This window comes from Herbaspirillum sp. CAH-3 (assembly GCF_009668275.1).
Taxonomy (GTDB): Bacteria; Pseudomonadota; Gammaproteobacteria; order Burkholderiales; family Burkholderiaceae_D; genus Herbaspirillum; species Herbaspirillum aquaticum.
The window spans coordinates 254,359-274,185 of record NZ_VSWE01000002.1 but is presented as its reverse complement, the minus strand read 5'-3'; the positions used below and the strand labels follow the sequence as shown (position 1 = coordinate 274,185).

At 62.7% G+C, this 19,827-nt stretch carries 13 protein-coding genes; 4 read left to right on the top strand and 9 right to left on the bottom strand.

The features are described from left to right. Positions 1 to 8: 8 nt before the first annotated feature. A complete protein-coding gene (locus tag FYB76_RS03940) occupies positions 9 to 1,931 on the bottom strand; it encodes an ATP-binding cassette domain-containing protein (protein ID WP_154132762.1) in 1,923 nt (640 codons plus the stop codon). A 327-nt stretch (positions 1,932 to 2,258) separates the two neighbouring features. On the opposite strand from FYB76_RS03940, the gene FYB76_RS03935 reads away from it, so the two are divergent. The 3 genes from FYB76_RS03935 to FYB76_RS03925 all read left to right on the top strand — a co-directional run bounded on the left by FYB76_RS03935 (position 2,259) and on the right by FYB76_RS03925 (position 7,280). Continuing rightward, positions 2,259 to 4,733 carry a penicillin-binding protein 1A gene (locus FYB76_RS03935; protein WP_154132761.1) on the top strand — a complete coding sequence of 825 codons (2,475 nt, stop codon included), beginning with the start codon at positions 2,259 to 2,261 and terminating at the stop codon, positions 4,731 to 4,733. Positions 4,734 to 5,247: 514 nt separating this feature from the next. Next, positions 5,248 to 5,982, top strand: a complete 735-nt coding sequence (locus tag FYB76_RS03930; RefSeq protein ID WP_195724564.1) for a c-type cytochrome — start codon at positions 5,248 to 5,250, stop codon at positions 5,980 to 5,982. Then, entirely contained in the window at positions 5,979 to 7,280 is a 1,302-nt protein-coding gene (locus tag FYB76_RS03925) for a cytochrome c (RefSeq protein ID WP_154132759.1), read from the top strand. Before FYB76_RS03930 ends, FYB76_RS03925 begins: the two co-directional genes overlap by 4 nt. 68 nt (positions 7,281 to 7,348) lie before the next feature. Here FYB76_RS03925 and FYB76_RS03920 read toward each other — a convergent pair whose 3' ends face one another. The 5 genes from FYB76_RS03920 to FYB76_RS03900 form a co-directional block, all read right to left on the bottom strand. Beyond that, positions 7,349 to 8,041 carry a response regulator gene (locus FYB76_RS03920; RefSeq protein ID WP_088755999.1) on the bottom strand — a complete coding sequence of 231 codons (693 nt, stop codon included), beginning with the start codon at positions 8,039 to 8,041 and terminating at the stop codon, positions 7,349 to 7,351. Positions 8,042 to 8,066: 25 nt separating this feature from the next. Beyond that, positions 8,067 to 9,401 (bottom strand): phosphoglucosamine mutase, encoded by a 1,335-nt coding sequence (gene glmM, locus FYB76_RS03915; protein WP_154132758.1) that lies wholly within the window; start codon positions 9,399 to 9,401, stop codon positions 8,067 to 8,069. A gap of 133 nt (positions 9,402 to 9,534) precedes the next feature. After that, a complete protein-coding gene (folP, locus tag FYB76_RS03910; RefSeq protein WP_088756001.1) occupies positions 9,535 to 10,383 on the bottom strand; it encodes a dihydropteroate synthase in 849 nt (282 codons plus the stop codon). A gap of 255 nt (positions 10,384 to 10,638) precedes the next feature. After that, on the bottom strand, positions 10,639 to 12,528 hold the full coding sequence (ftsH, locus tag FYB76_RS03905; RefSeq protein ID WP_088756002.1) for an ATP-dependent zinc metalloprotease FtsH: 1,890 nt from the start codon (positions 12,526 to 12,528) through the stop codon (positions 10,639 to 10,641). 379 nt (positions 12,529 to 12,907) lie between these two features. Next, positions 12,908 to 13,555 (bottom strand): RlmE family RNA methyltransferase, encoded by a 648-nt coding sequence (locus tag FYB76_RS03900; RefSeq protein WP_088756003.1) that lies wholly within the window; start codon positions 13,553 to 13,555, stop codon positions 12,908 to 12,910. 76 nt (positions 13,556 to 13,631) lie between these two features. On the opposite strand from FYB76_RS03900, the gene yhbY reads away from it, so the two are divergent. Then, positions 13,632 to 14,090 (top strand): ribosome assembly RNA-binding protein YhbY, encoded by a 459-nt coding sequence (yhbY, locus tag FYB76_RS03895; RefSeq protein ID WP_034340366.1) that lies wholly within the window; start codon positions 13,632 to 13,634, stop codon positions 14,088 to 14,090. A 155-nt stretch (positions 14,091 to 14,245) separates the two neighbouring features. On the opposite strand, the gene greA is transcribed toward yhbY, so the two are convergent. The 3 genes from greA to carA all read right to left on the bottom strand — a co-directional run bounded on the left by greA (position 14,246) and on the right by carA (position 19,519). Beyond that, positions 14,246 to 14,722 carry a transcription elongation factor GreA gene (gene greA / locus FYB76_RS03890; RefSeq protein ID WP_013233401.1) on the bottom strand — a complete coding sequence of 159 codons (477 nt, stop codon included), beginning with the start codon at positions 14,720 to 14,722 and terminating at the stop codon, positions 14,246 to 14,248. A 407-nt stretch (positions 14,723 to 15,129) separates the two neighbouring features. Continuing rightward, a complete protein-coding gene (gene carB / locus FYB76_RS03885) occupies positions 15,130 to 18,363 on the bottom strand; it encodes a carbamoyl-phosphate synthase large subunit (RefSeq protein WP_154132757.1) in 3,234 nt (1,077 codons plus the stop codon). Then, positions 18,356 to 19,519 (bottom strand): glutamine-hydrolyzing carbamoyl-phosphate synthase small subunit, encoded by a 1,164-nt coding sequence (gene carA, locus FYB76_RS03880; protein WP_058894666.1) that lies wholly within the window; start codon positions 19,517 to 19,519, stop codon positions 18,356 to 18,358. Before carA ends, carB begins: the two co-directional genes overlap by 8 nt. Positions 19,520 to 19,827 lie beyond the last annotated feature (308 nt).

Sequence of the window (19,827 nt, the reverse complement as noted above, 5' to 3'; positions counted from 1 at the left end):
GCACGGGCTTACTGCTTGCCTTCGATTTCTTCCCAACGCTCCAGGCTCACCAGCAGTTCTTCGTCGATCTCGGCGAAGCGCTGGTTCAGCTTGACGGCTTCATCGGCCCCCGTCTTGTAGAGGTCCGGATCGGCCAGTTTTGCCGACAATTCCTTCTGCTCCGCTTCCAGCGCGGCGATGCGCTTGGGCAGTTCTTCCAGCTCGCGCTGTTCCTTGTAGCTCAGCTTCTTCTTGGCCGGTGCAGGGGCAGCGGCCGGGGCGGCCATGGTCGATTCGGCCTTGACCTCGTTCTTGTCGGCCGCCTTGGCTGCCGCCTTGGAGGAGGTGGCAGACTGGGCCGGACGCTGGCGCTCCCAGTCGGAGTAACCGCCCACGTATTCACGCCAGACGCCATTGCCTTCGGAGGCGATCACCTGCGTGACCACGTTGTCCAGGAACATGCGGTCGTGGCTGACCAGGAAGACGGTCCCTTCGTACTCTTCCAGCAATTCTTCCAGCAGTTCGAGGGTATCGATATCCAAGTCGTTGGTCGGTTCGTCCAGCACCAGCACGTTGGCCGGCTTGGCGAACAGGCGCGCCAGCAGCAGGCGGTTGCGTTCGCCACCGGAGAGCGTGCGCACCGGCGAACGGGCGCGTTCGGGGGCAAACAGGAAGTCCGACAGGTAGGTCATCACGTGCTTGCGCTGGCCGTTGACTTCCACCCAGTCGCTGCCCGGGGCGATGGTATCGGCCAGGGTGGTTTCTTCATTCAACTGCGCGCGCATCTGATCGAAATACGCGACCTGCATCTTGGTCCCCTGCTTGACGGTGCCGCTGTCGGGCGCTTCCTCGCCCAGGATCAGCTTGAGCAAGGTGGTCTTGCCGGCGCCGTTCTGGCCGATCAGGCCGACCTTGTCGCCGCGCATGAGGATGCTGCTGAAGTCGCGCACGATGGTCTTGGGGCCGTAGGCCTTGTTGACGTTTTCCAGTTCCGCCACGATCTTGCCGGAACGTTCACCCGTCCCCACTTCGAGCTTGACCTGCCCCTGGCGCTCGCGGCGCTCGCTGCGTTGCACGCGCAGCGCCTCCAGGCGGCGCACGCGGCCTTCGTCGCGGGTGCGGCGGGCCTGCACGCCCTTGCGGATCCAGACTTCTTCCTGCGCCAGGAATTTGTCGAACTTGGCGTTTTCCACTTCCTCATTGGCCAGCAGCTCGGCCTTGCGGGCCTGGTAGGTGGTGAAGTTGCCGGGGAAGGAAAGAATCTTGCCGCGATCCAGTTCGATGATGCGGGTGGAGACGTTGTCCAGGAAGCTGCGGTCGTGGGTGATGAAGAGGATGCTGCCCTTGAAGTCGCGCAGCAGGCCTTCCAGCCACAGGATGGAGCCGAAGTCGAGGTGGTTGGTCGGTTCGTCCAGCAGCAGCACGTCGGGGTTGCCCACCAGCCCGCAGGCCAGCGCCACGCGCTTCTTCATGCCGCCGGAGAGCTCGCCGATGCGGGCCTCGCGGTTCAGGTTCAGCTTGTCCAGGGTAGTCTCGACCTTGTTGCCGATGGACCAGGCATCGGCCGCATCCAGCACGGTCTGGATCTGGTGCATGCGCTCCAGCAGGGCGTCGTCATTGTCGCCGCCGAACTGGCCGGTGATGGCTTCGTATTCGGCCAAGAGCGCCGGCAGCTCGCCCAGGCCGGAGGCCACGGCGTCGAAGACGGTCATCTCTTCCGGGAAATGCGGTTCCTGGTCGACGTAGGCGATCTTCAGGTTCTGCTGCATCACCAGCAGGCCATCATCCAGCTTGGAGCGGCCGGCGATGATCTTCAGCAGCGAGGATTTGCCGGTGCCGTTGCGGCCGATCAGGCCGATGCGTTCGCCGGTCTCCAGCGAGAATTCGGCGTGATCCAGGAGGGCGACGTGGCCGAAGGCCAGTTGTGCGTCGGAGAGGGAAATGACTGCCATAGCGTGCGTGATCTGCGTGAATGCGTCGGCCCAAGCCGCGCAGGATGAATGCGAAAGGCGCTTGATGCAGGAAAAAGCGCGAGAGCGGCATTGTACCGACTGCGCCGCACAAATGCTGGTTTAACGCGCCCACCGCCGCCTTCCGATGGCCCGAAACTGTCCCGGCTTGCACTTTGGCAACGGGAATGATGAAAAATAACGACAAAAGCTCGACATTCCTCGTCGTGCGGGAGCCATGTTACAACTGGTTAAGCATTGGCCGTGCCCCGCCCCCCGGCCCGGCGGTGCGATGCGGTAAGATAGCGCATTCCGATTCCCGCTCATCCCATGCCTTTTTCCTCTTTGCCGGACCTGCGCCGCCAGCGCGGCTTCCTCAATCCCAACATCGCCAAGTTCATCGGTCTTTCCATCCTCGGCCTGGGTGCCGCCGGTGCCCTGCTGGTGGTGTATGCACTGATCTTCATCAATCCGCGGCTACCCTCACTGGACCTGATCACCGATTACCGGCCCAAGGTACCGCTGCGCATCTGGTCCGAGGACAAGGTCCTGCTCGGTGAATTTGGTGAAGAAAAGCGCAGCCTGGTCAAACTGGAAGACATCCCGGCCGACATGAAGAATGCCGTGCTGGCCATCGAGGACTATCGCTTCTACGAGCACGGCGGCATCGACTGGATCGGCATCGCCCGCGCACTGGCCACCGACGTACTGCGCGGCAGTGCCTCCCAGGGCGCCAGCACCATCACCATGCAGGTGGCGCGCAACGTCTTCCTGACCAAGGAAAAAACCTTCTCCCGCAAGCTCTATGAAGTGCTGCTGGCCAACAAGATCGAACATGCACTGACCAAGGACCAGATCCTGGAGGTCTACATGAACCAGATCTACCTGGGCCAGCGCGCCTTCGGCTTCGCCGCCGCGGCCCGCACCTACTTCGGCAAGGACCTCAAGGACATCTCCCTGGCCGAAGCCGCCATGCTGGCCGGCCTGCCCAAGGCGCCCTCGGCCTACAACCCCATCGTCAACCCCAAGCGTGCGCATATCCGCCAGCAATACATCCTGCAGCGCATGATGGAGGTGGGTTTCATCACCAAGGCGCAATATGAAAAGGCCGCCAAGGAAGAACTGAAGGTACGCGCCCCGGGCAGCCAATACAGCATTCACGCCGAATACGTGAACGAAATGGTGCGCCAGATGGTGTACGCCCAGTACAAGGAAGACACCTACACCCAAGGCTTCAACGTCTACACCACCGTCAATGCGGCCGACCAGCAGGCAGCCTACCAGGCCGTGCGCAAGGGCGTGATGGATTACGACCGCCGCCACGGCTATCGCGGCCCGGAAGAAACCATCGAACTGCCGGCCAATGCCGAAGACCGCGCCTCGGCCATCGACGACGTCATGGACGACCACCCCGACAACGACGACATCCTGGCCGCCGTGGTGGTGGCCGCCGGCCCCAAGCAGATCGATGCGGTGCTGCGCAGCGGCGACAAGATCAGCATCAAGGGCGAAGCCCTGCGCTTCGTGGCATCGGCCCTGTCGGAGAAGGCCAAGAAGGAGATCCGCATCGCGCCCGGTGCCCTGATCCGCGTGATGCAGGATGCCAAGCAGAACTGGCAGGTGGTACAACTGCCGCAGGTGGAAGCGGCGCTGGTCTCGGTGGTGCCGCAGGATGGTGCCATCCGCGCCCTGGTCGGTGGCTTCGACTTCACCCAGAACAATTTCAACCACGTCACGCAAGCCTGGCGCCAGCCGGGTTCGACCTTCAAACCCTTCATCTATTCGGCTGCATTGGAGAAGGGTTTTGCACCGGCCTCCATTGTCAACGATGCCCCGGTTTCGTATCCGGCCGGACCCGGCCAGCCGAACTGGGAACCCAAGGACGACGAAACCCCGGCCGGCCCCATCACGGTACGCACTGCCCTGCAGAAGTCGGTGAACCTGGTGGCCATCCGCACGCTGGACTATATCGGCGTCCCTTACGCCAAGGACTTCATCACCGGCACCTATGGTTTCGATGCCGACAAGGTCCCGCCCTACCTGCCCATGGCACTGGGTGCGGGCCAGACCAATCCGCTGCAGCTCTCGGCGGCCTACTCGGTGTTTGCCAACGGCGGCTACAAGATCCAGCCCTACCTGATTTCGCAGATCACCGATGCACGCGGCAAGGTGCTGTCCAAGGCGGAACCGCTGATCGTGGGCAATGGCGCACCGCGCGTCGTCTCGGAGCGCAACAGCTACATGATGACCAGCATGCTCAAGGCGGTGGCCCAGGGCGGTACCGGCGCGCGCAGCAACAGCATCGGCCGCACCGACCTGGCCGGCAAGACCGGCACCACCAATGACGCCGTCGATGGCTGGTTCGCCGGCTACCAGCGTACGCTGGCCACCGTGGCCTGGATGGGCTATGACCAGCCCAAGAGCCTGGGCAGCAAGGAATTCGGTGCACAGCTGGCGCTGCCGATCTGGGTCGACTACATGGCCAAGGCACTCAAGGGTGTGCCGCAGTTCGACCTGCCGGTACCGGAGGGCATCCGCTTCATCGATGGCGAGCCCTACTACGACAACTTCACTCCCAACAACGGCCTGGTGACCAATGTGGGCGTGACGGTAGTGGATGCGATCTCGAACTTCTTCGGCTGGACACCCAGCCAGTCCCCGGCCGCACCGGGCAGTACGCCAGCGGCGCCGAACGTGCCGGGCACGTCGCAGGGGACGCCGGGGGCAGCGCCTGGCGGCGCTGCAAACCGGCCGCAAAATGAGAACGCCCGACGCTTCCTGGACAATACCAACCAGGGACATTGAGGCCACGCCAGCGGCAGCACGAAAAAAAACGGGCACTTCCGAAGAAGTGCCCGTTTCCTTTTGTCTGGCGCCCCCGACACGGATCGAACGTGTGACCTATCCCTTCATACCACTATGGCTTTCGCCACCATCAGATACATGAACGTCGTGTAACCGGATGTTTGTAGTCTGGACTATACCTTGGCCATGGACCCTGCCCGGGAGGGCGGGTCGGAAGGCCGGAGCCGTCTAGTCTCTACACCTTCCGGCTTCCGAAGAAACCGGCTTGGCTCGGTATTGCCAGCAGCCGCTGCACGACCATGCATGCGCTGTCAGGGTTCACCGACTTTGACTCCATTCAGGCGGCGCCTTTCGGCATCCGCTGCCCAATTTGACTTAGGAGGGGATCGCTCTATCCACTGAGCTACGGGGGCAAACAAGGCCGCTATTGTATCCGCTGCGCCCGGCCTTGCAAAGCCGCAAGCGTGCTGCCCGCTTGGACTACAATAGGCCGATGCGCTCGCCCACAAAAAATATGAAGAAGCTTGCAGCCGCCGTCCTGGGGACACTGATCACGGGCGGCGCTGCCATGGCCCAGACGCCCGCGGAGAAACCGCGCGCCGTGCCGGGCATGGCCGAACGCATGGCCGCCTGCATCGCCTGCCACGGCAAGGAAGGGCGTGCCACGGCCGATGGCTACTATCCGCGCATTGCCGGCAAGCCGGAGGGCTATCTGCTGAACCAGCTGCAGAGTTTCCGCGATGGCCGGCGCCGCTATCCGATGATGAATTATCTGCTGGGCCATCTTTCTGACGATTACCTGCAGCAGATCGCCCTCTTCTTCGCCGACCAGCATCCGCCCTACCCGCCCCCGGTGCCGGCCGATGTGGGCGCCACGGTACTGGAGCGCGGACGCCTGCTGGTCAGCCAGGGCAAGCCCGCCCAAGGCATCCCGGCCTGCGCCAGTTGCCACGGGGCCGGATTGACCGGCGTGCAGCCGGCCATTCCGGGCTTGCTCGGCCTGCCACGCGACTACATCAATGCGCAACTGGGTGCCTGGCGCAATGGCGAACGCACTGCCCGGGCCCCGGATTGCATGGGCGAGATCGCCAAGGCGTTGAGCCCGGAAGAAATCAATGCGGCCAGCAGCTGGTTGTCCTCCCAGCCGGTCCCGGCCGACTATGCACCTCAAGGCGTGCTGCCCAAGCCCCTGCCGGTGGCCTGCGGCAGCATGCCGGGTTCCCCTGCCAGCCCGGGAGCGACACGATGAACCGGAGCTTGCGCCTGGGAGTCGGCATCCTGCTGGGCAGCGTGCTGGCCGTGGTAGCGCTGGCCGGCGGCGTGATCGCCTGGCAAAGCCTGCGCAGCGAAGATCCTGGCGTGATCGTCCCGGTGACCGACCGCCAGGCACAGCTGGCCAAAGGCCAATACCTGGCGCGGGCCGGCAACTGCATGGCCTGCCACACAGCGCGCGGCGGCGCGGCCTATGCCGGTGGACGCGCCCTTGCGACGCCCTTCGGCACGATCTACACCAACAACATCACGCCCGATCGAGCCACCGGCATCGGCGACTGGAGCGCCGACGATTTCTGGCGCGCCCTGCATCAGGGACGCGGACGCGATGGCCGGTTCCTCTTTCCGGCTTTCCCCTACACCAGCTTCACGCAGCTCAGCCGCGAGGACAGTGACGCCTTGTTCGCATGGCTGCGCACGCTGCCCCCCGTGAATCAGGCCAATCGTTCACATGAGTTGCGCTTCCCTTACGACCAGCGTCCGCTGTTGGGTCTATGGCGCGCATTTTTCTTCACACCAGCTGTTTACCAGCCTGATCCGGCGCGCTCCGCCCAATGGAATCGCGGTGCCTATCTGGTGCGCGGCGCCGGCCATTGCAGCGCCTGCCACAGCGCCCGCAACGTGGTGGCGGCCAGCATCGCACCGCTGGACCTGGCCGGCGGCATGATCCCGGCGCTGGACTGGTATGCCCCGCCCCTGCATGGCGGCGAACACGGCCTGGGCAGCTGGAGCGAGGCCGACATCGCCGCCCTGCTCAGGACTGGCGTCTCGCCGCGCGGCACCTCGCTGGGGCCGATGTCGGAAATCGTCGGGCGCAGCCTGCAGTATCTGGACGATGAGGACATCAATGCCATGGCGGTCTACCTGAAGTCGCTGCCGGCGCAGCCCCTGCCGGGCGCCAGCGCCGCTGCGCAGCCGGAACCCGCCGAGGCCGAACGCATCCTCAAGCAGGGCAAGAAGCTCTATGGGGAGTTGTGCGTGGACTGCCACGGCGGCAAGGGACAAGGCAGTGCCCCGGACTATCCGCCGCTGGCGGGCAATCACGCCATCGGCGGACCGCAGCCGGTCAATGCCATCCGCGCGGTACTCAATGGCGGCTTCCCGCCCTCGACGGCAGGCAATCCCTATCCCTTCGGCATGCCGCCCTTCGGTCCGCAATTGAGTGACCAGGAAGTGGCGGCATTGGTCTCCTATGTGCGCAACAGCTGGGGCAACCAAGGGGGCTTCGTCTCGGCATCAGACGTGAACCGGTATCGCAGCGTACCGCTGGACTGAACAGGCGCAAAAAAGGCGATCCGAAGATCGCCTTTTTCATTCATGGTCCAGCCCGATGGCCGCCTGCCTCACTGCTCGGCGCTGAGCTTGTAACCCATCCCGCGTACCGTCTGGACATAATGCGCCAGATCGCCCAGCGACTTGCGCAAGCGCATGATGTGCACATCCACGGTACGTTCCTCGATGAAGGTGTGGTCACCCCAGACCTTGTCGAGCAACTGGGCGCGCGAGAAGATGCGCTCCGGATGCGCCACCAGGTAACGCAGCAGCTTGAATTCGGCCTGGTCCAGCGCGACCTGCCGGCCGGCCACCTCCACCTGGCGGCGTTCGACGTCGATGCTGATGTCGCGATATTTGAGCGCCTGGCTGCCGATTTCCGGTGCCTTGCGGCGCAGCAGGGCCTGCACGCGCGCCACCAGTTCCTTGGGCGAGAACGGCTTGGTGACGTAGTCATCCGCACCTTCATTCAAGCCCTTGACCTTGTCTTCTTCCATGCCCTTGGCGGTCAGCATGATGACCGGCAGCGCCGCCGTGCGCTGGTCGCGCCGCAGCTCCGAGAGCAGCACCAGGCCGGAGCTGTCGGGCAGCATCCAGTCCAGCAGCACCACGTGCGGCAGCGACTCGGCAATCAGCTTGCGGGCCTGGGCCACGTCGGTGGCGATGGTGGTGGCAAAGCCCGCCCCCTGCATCGTGAAGCGCAACAGCTCCGCGATGCTGGGTTCGTCTTCGACCATCAGGATGTGAGGGAGCTCTTTTGACATCGTCCTTGGATCCGCAACTACTGACTCAGAGCACCTTGGCCGCGATGCGCTGGGCCATGCTGCGCGCCAGCTCGGCTTCCTGCGCCTCCACCATCACGCGGATCAGCGGTTCGGTGCCGGAAGGACGCAGCAGAACGCGGCCGCGCTCGCCCAGTTCTGCTTCCACGGCAGCCTGCTCGGCTTGCAGGGCGGTATTGGACTTCCAGTCATAGCCGGCAGGAATCTTCACATTGATCAGCGACTGCGGATACAGGGTGATGTCGCCGGTCATCTGGGCCAGGGTCTGGCCGGCGCGCTTCAAGGCACACAGCACCTGCAGGGCCGAAACGATGCCGTCACCGGTGGTGTGCTTGTCCAGCGCCAGGAGGTGGCCGGAGCCTTCGCCGCCGAGCAGCCAGCCCTTTTCCTGCAGCACTTCGAGCACGTAGCGGTCGCCCACTTTGGCGCGCGCGAAGGGCACACCCATTTTCTTGAAGGCCACTTCCAGGGCCATGTTGGTCATGAGGGTGCCGACCGCCCCATCGACCGGGCCGATCGCCAGGCGATCCTTGACCATCACGTAGAGCAGCTCATCACCGTTGTAGATGCGGCCGCTGCCATCGACCATGATGAGACGGTCGGCATCGCCGTCCAGGGCAATGCCGAGGTCGGCGCGGTATTCGCGCACCGACGCCACCAGCGACTTGGGGGCCGTGGCGCCGCAATCCTCGTTGATGTTCAGGCCATCGGGCTGGTTGCCGATGGTGATGACTTCCGCACCCAGCTCATGGAACACATGCGGTGCGATGTTATAGGCCGCGCCGTTGGCGCAGTCCACTACCAGGCGCATGCCGCGCAGGTCCATGGCGCTGGGGAAGGTGCTCTTGCAGAATTCGATGTAGCGACCAGCCGCGTCCGACAGGCGGCGCGCCTTGCCCAGCTTCTCGGAGGGAACGCACTCCATGGGCTGCTCCAGCGCTGCTTCGATGTCGGCCTCGACCTGGTCGGGCAGCTTGTTGCCCCTGGCCGAGAAGAACTTGATGCCGTTGTCGTGGTAGGGATTGTGCGACGCCGAAATCACCACACCAGCCGAGAGGCGTTGGGCGCGGGTCAGGTAGGCCACGGCCGGCGTGGGCAGTGGACCGGCCAGCCAGACGTCCACGCCGGCGGCGGCGAATCCGGCTTCCAGCGCGGCTTCGAGCATGTAGCCGGAGATGCGGGTGTCTTTGCCGATGAGTACCGTGGGTCGAGCCACGCCGTCCTTGGACTTGGCCAGCACCTTGCCGGCAGCATAGCCCAGGCGCATGACGAAATCAGGAGTGATGGGCGCCACGCCCACGCGACCGCGCACGCCATCGGTGCCGAAATATTTCCCTGCCATGTTGGTCCCTTATCGCTTATCGCTTGTTGCTTGTTGATGTCTTGCGGGCCGGCGAGCATGCCAGCCTGCTTCTCGTGAAATCTGTTGTCGTGCTTGCGTTTTGGTCACGTTCGCACGCGGACGGCGCCCCGCATTACAGGTCGCCGCGTCCAGCCTGCCACATGGCCAGCGCGTCGACCGTTTCGGCCACATCGTGCACGCGGATGATCATCGCGCCCTGCTGTGCCGCCGCCAGCGCCGCGCCGATGCTGCCGGCCATGCGGCGCTCCAGCGGCTTGCCGGTAACCGCGCCGATCATGGACTTGCGCGACATGCCTGCCAACAGCGGCAGGTCCAGCGAATCGATGAGTCGCCGCGTATTCCTGAGCAAAGCCAGATTATGCTCTACAGTCTTGCCGAAACCAAAACCGGGGTCGATGCAGATTCGTTCACGTCCGATACCGGCCGCCTTCATCAGGTCGACCTGGGTCTGCAGGAATTGCTCCACCTCCGTGACCACATCGTCATATCGAGGTTCTTGCTGCATGGTCTGGGGCTGGCCTTGCATGTGCATCACGCACAGGCCGGCTTCGCTGTCCTTGACGGCATCGATGGCACCCTCGGCGCGAAAACCATTGATGTCGTTGATCATGTCCACCTCGGCGGCCAGCGCTTCGCGCATGACGGCCGGTTTGTAGGTATCCAGGGACAGCGGCTTGCCGCAGTCGCGCAGGGCGTAGATCACGGGCATGACGCGCTCCAGCTCTTCCTGCAGCGACAGCGGTGCAATGCCCGGGCGGGTGGATTCACCACCGATGTCGATGATGTCGACACCGTCGGCAATCATCTGCTCGGCATGGGTCAGGGCCAGTTCCAGCGAATGATGGCGGCCACCATCGGAGAAGGAGTCGGGCGTCACGTTGAGGATGCCCATGACCAGCGGCCGGCGGCCGTACTGGACCGGCAGGCGGAACCTGCCGCATTTGAGGAAAGCTTGCGTCATCGTTGTGGTGGGTGATGCGGATGAATTGCCCGAGGGGCGGCCATGTGCCTGCTGCGCCGCGCACCATCGCTGTGCGGCAGCATGATACACCGCCGATGGACCGCCTTTACACTTTTGTCCGGCAAGGACGTCATCGGCTGTACCGTTTTTCACCTGCCAAATTCATTGGCCAAATAAAAAAGGTGAGGATTTCTCCTCACCTTCATCGGGACTGCGGCTTCAGGCATTCACGCCTTGCGCCTCACGCTGCGCGCTTCAGGCCGGGGCCGTGGCGTTGGGCGACACGTCGCCGGAGCGGTTGTTGTCCGAGGACGACTTCTTGGCCGGAACACCATTGCGCGGCGGACGCGGTTCGTCGCCATTCATGATGTCGTTGACCTGGTCGGCGTCCAGCGTTTCCCATTCCAGCAGGGCCTTGGCCATGACGTCGACCTTCTCGCGGTTCTCTTCCAGCAGGCGGCGAGCCAGGGCGTATTGCTCGTCCAGGATGCTGCGGATTTCAGCGTCCACCTTTTGCTGGGTGGCTTCGGAAACGGTCTTGGAGGACATGCGGCCGAAGTAGGCATCCTGCTCCGAATCTTCATACACCATGGTGCCCAGGGTCACGGACATGCCGTAGCGGGTGACCATGGCGCGAGCCAGCTTGGTCGCGCGCTCGAAGTCGTTGGAGGCGCCAGTGGACATCTGGTGCATGAAGATTTCTTCAGCGATACGGCCACCGAAGAGGATCGAGATCTCTTCCAGCATCTTGTCCTTGTACATGTTCACACGGTCATGTTCCGGCAGCTGCCAGGTCAGGCCCAGGGCATAGCCACGCGGCATGATGGTGACCTTGTGGACCGGATCGGCCTTGGGCAGCAGCTTGGCGACCACGGCGTGGCCGGACTCGTGGTAGGCGGTGTTGCGGCGTTCTTCCTCGCGCATCACGGCCGACTTGCGTTCCGGGCCCATGACGATCTTGTCCTTGGCATCCTCGAAGTCCTGCATTTCCACCAGGCGCTTGTTGCGGCGCGCAGCGAACAGGGCTGCTTCGTTGACCAGGTTGGCCAGGTCGGCACCTGAGAAGCCAGGCGTACCACGGGCCAGGATATCGGCCTTGACGTCCGGGGCGATGGGCACCTTGCGCATGTGGACGTAGAGGATCTGTTCGCGGCCACGGATGTCGGGCAGGCCGACCATCACCTGGCGGTCGAAACGGCCCGGACGCAGCAGCGCCTTGTCCAGCACGTCGGCGCGGTTGGTAGCGGCGATGACGATGACGCCGGAGTTGGCTTCGAAACCGTCCATCTCCACCAGCATCTGGTTCAGGGTCTGTTCGCGTTCGTCGTTGCCGCCGCCCATGCCGGCACCACGATGGCGGCCGACGGCGTCGATTTCGTCGATGAAGATGATGCAGGGAGCGTGCTTCTTGGCGTTCTCGAACATGTCGCGCACACGGGAGGCACCGACACCGACGAACATTTCCACGAAGTCCGAACCCGAAATGGTGAAGAACGGCACCTTGGCTTCGCCAGCGATGGCACGGGCCAGCAGGGTTTTACCGGTACCCGGGGGACCGACCATCAACACACCGTGGGGGATGCGGCCGCCCAGCTTCTGGAACTTGGTCGGGTCACGCAGGAATTCGACCAGCTCCTGGACTTCTTCCTTGGCTTCGTCGCAACCGGCGACGTCGGCGAAGGTGACCGAGTTGCTGTTTTCATCCAGCATGCGCGCCTTGGACTTGCCGAAGGAGAACGCGCCGCCCTTGCCGCCGCCCTGCATCTGGCGCATGAAGAAGATCCAGACGCCGATCAACAGCAGCATCGGGAACCAGGAAATGAAGATTTGCGACAGGAAGGACTGCTCTTCCGGCTGGCGCACGTCGAACTTCACGCCATTGTTGAGCAGGTCGCCGACCAGGCCGCGGTCCAGGATGGTGGTCGCGGTCTTGACCTTGGTGCCGTCCTGGGTGGTCGCCACGATGGTGCGATCCTCGATGGTCGCATCCTTGATGTGTCCGGCCTTGACCTCGGAGATGAAGTCCGAATACGCGATCGACTTGGCGTTGGTCGCCAGGCTGCGGTTGTCGAACTGTTTAAAGACCATAAACAGCACGAGCGCGATGACTACCCAGATGGCAGCCTTGGAAAACATATTGTTCACTGGAACTCCTCCGACGCCTGCGCGCCACGTTGCCTTTGTATCGTCCGATTTTACCCGGATTCAACCACCCTTACACGGAAAACCGCCGTCCGCCTGGCCTCGCCCTGCCCCGCTGTGCCACCACGCAACGCACAAACACGCGTCACGCACGGCGGCAGCCGCCAATTGCTTGCCATTCGAACATGATCATTGCGATTGGCGGGGAGACATCCTTGCCTGCGTTTGCCTTCGATTCAGCCAGACTAACGATTTACAAAAATCGATATAAGGCTGAAATCAGGCAAAACAAGGCAGGAAAATTCACTAAATTGCCGGGTTTCCAGCAGATTTTGCGCCAGATTGCAGAAAACGGAACCACTCTGTGTCAACTTTAACCGATTTAGCTGCGAGGATTTTTAAGGATTTTCCCTAGCAGAAAGATTTCGGAAGACTTGTCGCGGCTGGCCTTGGGCTTCTTGGACATCACTGTCTTGAATTCGGCCCTGAATTTGTGCACCAGTTCGTTGTAGCCGGTCCCGTTGAAACACTTGACCAGCAATGAGCCGCCAGGTTTCATGTGCAGCTGCGCAAAATCGATGGCCAGGTCGATCAGGTACTCCACCCGCGCGGCATCGGCGATGGCCACGCCCGACAGGTTGGGCGCCATGTCCGATAGCACCAGGTCGGCCTTGCGGCCGGCCAGGACGGCTTCGAGCTGGCGTACCGGCTCGTCTTCGCGGAAATCGCCCTGGATGTAGTGCACATCGGCAATCGGGTCCATGGGGAGGATGTCCAGGCCGATGATGGTCCCATGGATGCCGCCGCCTTCAGCGCCGGCCAGCTTGTTGCGGGCGTACTGGCACCAGCTGCCGGGGGTGCAGCCAAGGTCGACGATCACCTGCCCGGGCTTGATGAGACGCTCTTCCTCATCGATTTCCTTGAGCTTGTAGGCGGCACGCGCGCGATAGCCTTCCTTCTGTGCCAACTTCACATAAGGGTCGTTGATATGGTCGTGTAACCAGTTTTTGTTCAGTTTGTTCTTTGCCATTCGCGTAGAATACTGGTTTTATCTCATTGAGGGACAACTTGGCATCGCCGAGACCTCGTCCCGAACCTGCACTCCCATGTTGAATCTGACTCCCGCCGAGCGCAGCGAACTGCGCGCCCAGGCCCATGGCTTGAACCCCGTCGTGATGGTAGGCGAAAGTGGCCTGACCGAATCCGTCATGAAGGAAATCGACAAGAGCCTGAACGCCCACGGCCTCATCAAGGTCCGTGTCTTCGGCGACGACCGTGAAGCGCGCATCGCGATCTACGAAACCATCTGCGCCGAGCTCAAGGCGGCACCGGTACAACACATCGGCAAGCTGCTGGTGCTGTATCGCCCGCAAAAGGACGAAGGCAAGAAAGCCGCTGCCGGTGCCAAGGGCGGCCTGCGCGAAGTGACCATCGTCAAGTCGCACGCCACCAAGCGTCCTTCGGTGAGCAAGGTCATGCTCAAGGGCAATGAACGCATCACCGCCGGTGGCCTGGTCAAGAAAGCCAAGCCGCGCCAGCGCAGCACCAAGAAGTCGCTCGGCTGATCCTTCGGTCGCTGCACGCACCGGGCTGCAGCTTGCTGCGGCCCACAAAACAGAATGCCCGCTGATGCGGGCATTTTTCATTTCCGGCGTCGGTATTGCGGCAGGATCAATGCCGCATCCGCCAGGCTTCAGCGAGACGGATGCGGCAGTCTACGTCAGACGTAGCGCACTTCCAGGATTTCGTATTCCTTCAGGCCCGAGGGGGCTTCCACGGCCACCACGTCACCGGCGCTCTTGCCGATCAGGGCACGGGCGATGGGCGAAGTCACCGAGACCTTCGATTCCTTGATGTCGGCTTCGTCCAGGCCCACGATCTGGTAGGTCACCTTCTCGCCGCTGTCCAGGTTTTCCAGGTCCACGGTGGAGGCGAAGACCACGCGGCCTTCGGCGTTCAGTTCCGCCGGGTCCACGATCTGGGCCGCGCCCAGCTTGCCTTCCAGGTCAGCGATACGGCCTTCGATGAAGGCCTGGCGCTCCTTGGCGGACTCGTATTCGGCGTTTTCGGACAAGTCGCCCTGCGCGCGCGCTTCGGCGATCGCATTGATGACTTCCGGACGGTCTTTGGTTTTCAAACGGTGCAATTCTTCCTTCAGAAGTTCGGCGCCACGCTTGGTAAGGGGAACTGTGCTCATAAGTCTCTTGCTCAAGGTTAGGGTTACACGGAAGACGCATCCAAGGTCCGCCGGCCGCTGAATACGCAAAAAGAGAGCCGCGCCGCCAACCTGGCGGACAAGCCTTGTTTTTACGGGAACAGTCTGGCTGGTGAACGGACCGTTGCTGCAGGATTCCGTCAGCTCTTCAACAACACGCGCTCTGACTCAGAGCCGCTAAGGACATGACGCCACGCGCAAATCCACTTGCATGTGGCCCGATGGCGTCATGTCCTTAGCGTCCCCGGACGGATCTGCCCTGCAACATTGAACATGTTGTGGCCGCAGGGTGTCGTCCAAAAGTCAGAGAGGGCATCGATTGCTCAGATGCCCTCTTTGCCTGCCGGCGTCAATCAAGCTAAAGCCGGCAAAAGTAACGTGTTGTGGGTTTAGTGTATAGCTTTATGCAGGCCTTGTAAATCGTAGACGTCCAGCGCGTCCAGATGGCGCATGCCTTCCACTGCCGCTTCGGCACCGGCGATGGTGGTGAAGGTGGTCACGCGGGCGGCCAGCGCCGAAGTGCGGATCGCTCCGGAGTCGGCAATGGCGTTGCGCTTTTCTTCAACGGTGTTCACCACCAGGGTGATCTCGTTGTTCTTGACCATGTCCACGATGTGCGGACGGCCTTCCACCACCTTGTTGACGGTCGCCACGGGGATGCCGGCAGCGCTGATGGCAGCCGCCGTACCCTTGGTGGCCACAATCGAGAAGCCCAGGGCGACCAGGTCGCGCGCCACTTGCACGGCACGCGGCTTGTCGCTGTTCTTCACCGACAGGAAGACCTTGCCGGACTTCGGCAGCTTCACGCCAGCACCCATCTGCGACTTCACGAAGGCTTCGCCGAAGGTCTTGCCCACGCCCATGACTTCGCCGGTGGACTTCATTTCAGGGCCGAGGATGGTGTCCACGCCCGGGAACTTGACGAACGGGAACACGGCTTCCTTGACGCTGTAGTAAGGCGGCACGACTTCGTTCTTGATGCCCTGGCTGTCCAGCGACTGGCCGACCATGCAGCGTGCAGCGATCTTGGCCAGCTGCAGGCCGGTCGCCTTGGAGACGAAGGGCACGGTACGCGATGCACGCGGGTTCACTTCCAGCACGAAGACGGTATCGACGGTCTTGCCATCGACTTCACTTTGCTGGATGGCGAACTGCACGTTCATCAGGCCGACCACGTTCAGGCCCTTGGCCATCAGTGCGGTCTGTCGCTTCAGTTCTTCAATCGTTTCCTTGGACAGCGAATACGGCGGCAGCGAGCAAGCCGAGTCGCCCGAGTGCACGCCAGCCTGTTCGATGTGCTCCATCACGCCGCCGATGAAGGTACGTTCACCGTCGGAGAGGCAATCCACGTCCACTTCGATGGCGTCGTTCAGGAAGCGGTCCAGCAGCACCGGCGAATCATGCGAAACCTTGACGGCTTCGCGCATGTAGCGCTCCAGGTCACGCTGCTCGTGGACGATTTCCATGGCGCGGCCACCCAGCACGTAGGACGGGCGCACCACCAGCGGATAACCGATTTCCTGCGCCAGTTGCAGCGCGTCGGCTTCGGTACGGGCGGTACGGTTGGGCGGCTGGCGCAGGCCGAGGTCCTGCAGCAGCTTCTGGAAGCGCTCGCGGTCTTCAGCGGCGTCGATCATGTCAGGCGAGGTGCCGACGATGGGCACGCCATTGGCTTCCAGGTCCAGCGCCAGCTTCAGCGGGGTCTGGCCGCCGTACTGGACGATCACGCCAACCGGCTTTTCCTTGTCGACGATTTCCAGCACGTCTTCCAGCGTCACCGGCTCGAAGTACAGGCGGTCGGAGGTGTCGTAGTCGGTCGAGACGGTTTCCGGGTTGCAGTTGACCATGATGGTTTCGTAACCGTCATCGCGCATCGCCAGTGCCGCGTGCACGCAGCAGTAGTCGAACTCGATGCCCTGGCCGATACGGTTCGGGCCACCGCCCAGCACCATGATCTTCTTCTTGTCGGTCGGGTTGGATTCGCACTCTTCGTCATAGGTCGAATACATGTAGGCGGTATCGGTCGAGAACTCGCCCGCGCAGGTATCGACGCGCTTGAAGACCGGACGCACGCCCAGCTTCTTGCGCTGCTCGCGCACGGCGGTGTCGGTGGTCTTCAACAGCTTGGCCAGGCGGCGATCCGAGAAGCCCTTCTGCTTCAGCTGGAACAGGGTCGCCTTGTCCAGCGACTCCAGCGCCACATCCTTTTCCAGCCACAGTTCGATGTCGACGATCTCTTTGATCTGCGACAGGAACCACGGGTCGATGTGGGTCAGGCCATGCACTTCTTCCAGCGAGAAGCCTTGCGCGAAGGCGTCGCCCACGTACCAGATGCGGTCCGGACCGGGTTCGCCCAGTTCCTTCTCGATCAGTTCGCGGTCGGTGGTCTTTTCGTTCATGCCGTCCACGCCCACTTCCAGGCCACGCAGGGCTTTCTGGAAGGACTCCTGGAAGGTACGGCCGATGGCCATCACTTCACCCACGGACTTCATCTGGGTGGTCAGGTGCTTGTCGGCCTGCGGGAATTTCTCGAAGGTGAAGCGCGGGATCTTGGTCACGACGTAGTCGATGGACGGCTCGAAGGACGCCGGGGTCGCGCCGCCGGTGATCTCGTTGCGCAGTTCATCGAGCGTGAAGCCCACGGCCAGCTTGGCGGCGATCTTGGCGATCGGGAAGCCGGTGGCCTTGGAGGCCAGTGCCGAGGAACGCGAGACGCGCGGGTTCATTTCGATGACGATCATGCGGCCATCGGCCGGGTTGACCGAGAACTGCACGTTGGAGCCGCCGGTATCCACACCGATTTCACGCAGCACCGCCAGCGAGGCGTTACGCATGATCTGGTATTCCTTGTCGGTCAGCGTCTGGGCCGGCGCCACGGTGATGGAGTCGCCGGTGTGCACGCCCATCGGGTCCAGGTTTTCGATGGAGCAGACGATGATGCAGTTGTCCGCCTTGTCGCGGACCACTTCCATTTCGTATTCCTTCCAGCCGATCAGCGATTCTTCGATCAGCAGTTCGGACGTCGGCGAAGCCTCCAGGCCGCGCTTGCAGATGGTTTCGAATTCCTCGGCGTTGTAGGCGATACCACCGCCGGTGCCGCCCATGGTGAAGGACGGACGGATGATGACCGGGAAGCCGATGGTCTTCTGCACCGCCCACGATTCTTCCATCGTGTGCGACACGCCCGAACGGGCCGAACCCAGGCCGATCTTGGTCATGGCCTGCTTGAACTTGGAGCGGTCTTCGGCCTTGTCGATGGCTTCCGGGGTCGCGCCGATCAGCTCGACCTTGTACTTCTCCAGCACGCCATTGCGATGCAGGTCCAGCGCGCAGTTCAGCGCGGTCTGGCCGCCCATGGTCGGCAGGATGGCGTCCGGCTTTTCCTTGGCGATGATGCGCTCGACAGCTTGCCAGGTGATCGGCTCAATGTAGGTGGCATCGGCCATTTCCGGGTCGGTCATGATGGTGGCCGGGTTGCTGTTGACCAGGATGACCTTGAAACCTTCTTCACGCAGGGCCTTGCAGGCCTGGGCGCCGGAATAGTCGAATTCGCAGGCCTGGCCGATGATGATCGGGCCAGCGCCAATGATCAGGATGCTTTTGATGTCAGTACGCTTAGGCATTTTGTTTCTTCTCCATCATCGCCACGAACTTGTCGAACAGGGGAGCGATGTCATGCGGTCCAGGGGATGCTTCGGGGTGGCCCTGGAAGCAGAAAGCAGGTTTGTCGGTACGCTCGAAGCCTTGCAGCGAACCGTCGAAGAGCGACACGTGGGTCACGCGGCAATTGGCCGGCAGGGTCGCCTGGTCCACGGCGAAACCGTGGTTCTGCGAGGTGATCATCACCTGCTTGGAATCCAGGTCCTGCACCGGGTGGTTGGCGCCGTGGTGGCCGAACTTCATCTTCAAGGTCTTGGCGCCGGAAGCCAGGGCCATGATCTGGTGACCCAGGCAGATGCCGAAGGTCGGGATACCGCGCTCGATCAGCTCCTTGGAAGCGGCAATGGCGTAATCACAGGGTTCCGGATCGCCAGGACCGTTGGAGAGGAAGATGCCGTCCGGGTTCAGGGCCAGCGCTTCGGCCGCAGTGGCTTGCGCCGGCAGCACGGTGACCTTGCAGCCGCGCTCGGCCAGCATGCGCAGGATGTTGTACTTGACGCCGTAGTCGAAGGCGACCACGTGGAATTTCGGGGTGATCTGCTGGCCATAGCCGCGGCCCAGGCGCCATTCGGTCTCGGTCCAGTTGTAGGCCTTCTTGGTGGAGACCACCTTGGCCAGATCCATGCCGGCCAGGCCGGGGAAGGCGCGCGCCAGTTCCAGTGCCTTGGCGGTGGCGGCCGCGATGTCGGCTTCACCGGCGACGATGGCGCCGTTCTGGGCACCCTTCTCGCGCAGGATGCGGGTCAGCTTGCGGGTGTCGATGCCGGCGATGGAGACGATGTTGCCTTCTTTCAGGTAATCCGACAGCGATTGCTGGCTGCGGAAGTTCGACAGCAGGCGCGGCAGGTCCTTGATGATGAGGCCGGCGGCGTGGATCTGCGACGCTTCGACGTCTTCACGGTTCACGCCCGTGTTGCCGATGTGCGGATAGGTAAGGGTGACGATCTGGCGGCTGTAGCTGGGGTCGGTCAGGATTTCCTGGTAGCCGGTCATCGCGGTATTGAACACGACCTCACCGGTGGTGTTGCCTGCGGCGCCGATGGAAAAACCTTGGAAGACAGACCCGTCTGCGAGCGCGAGGACGGCCGGAATCGCGGGACCGGAAAGAAGAGGCAGCAAGGGTAACTCCTGAGATTGTTACCGCCGCGGCTGGATGACCGGTAGACCTTTGCGCGCCAAACTGACCGGCGCGAACACCCCGACTCATTCGGTACGGAAGCGTGGCTGGGCCTGTTGGGAACGAGGAAGAGGAATGGGTATGCGCTACGGCGGATAAAATTGGCTAAACCGCTCGATTATAGCGCAAAAGCCTCCCTCCGGCAAATCGTAGATTGCCGAAAGTTGGCGCCAATAGCACCGGCACCGCACCGAATTGGGACCGAAACGGGGTGCAAGCAAGGCGGGAACGCCGGCCGCCAAGGCCGCCG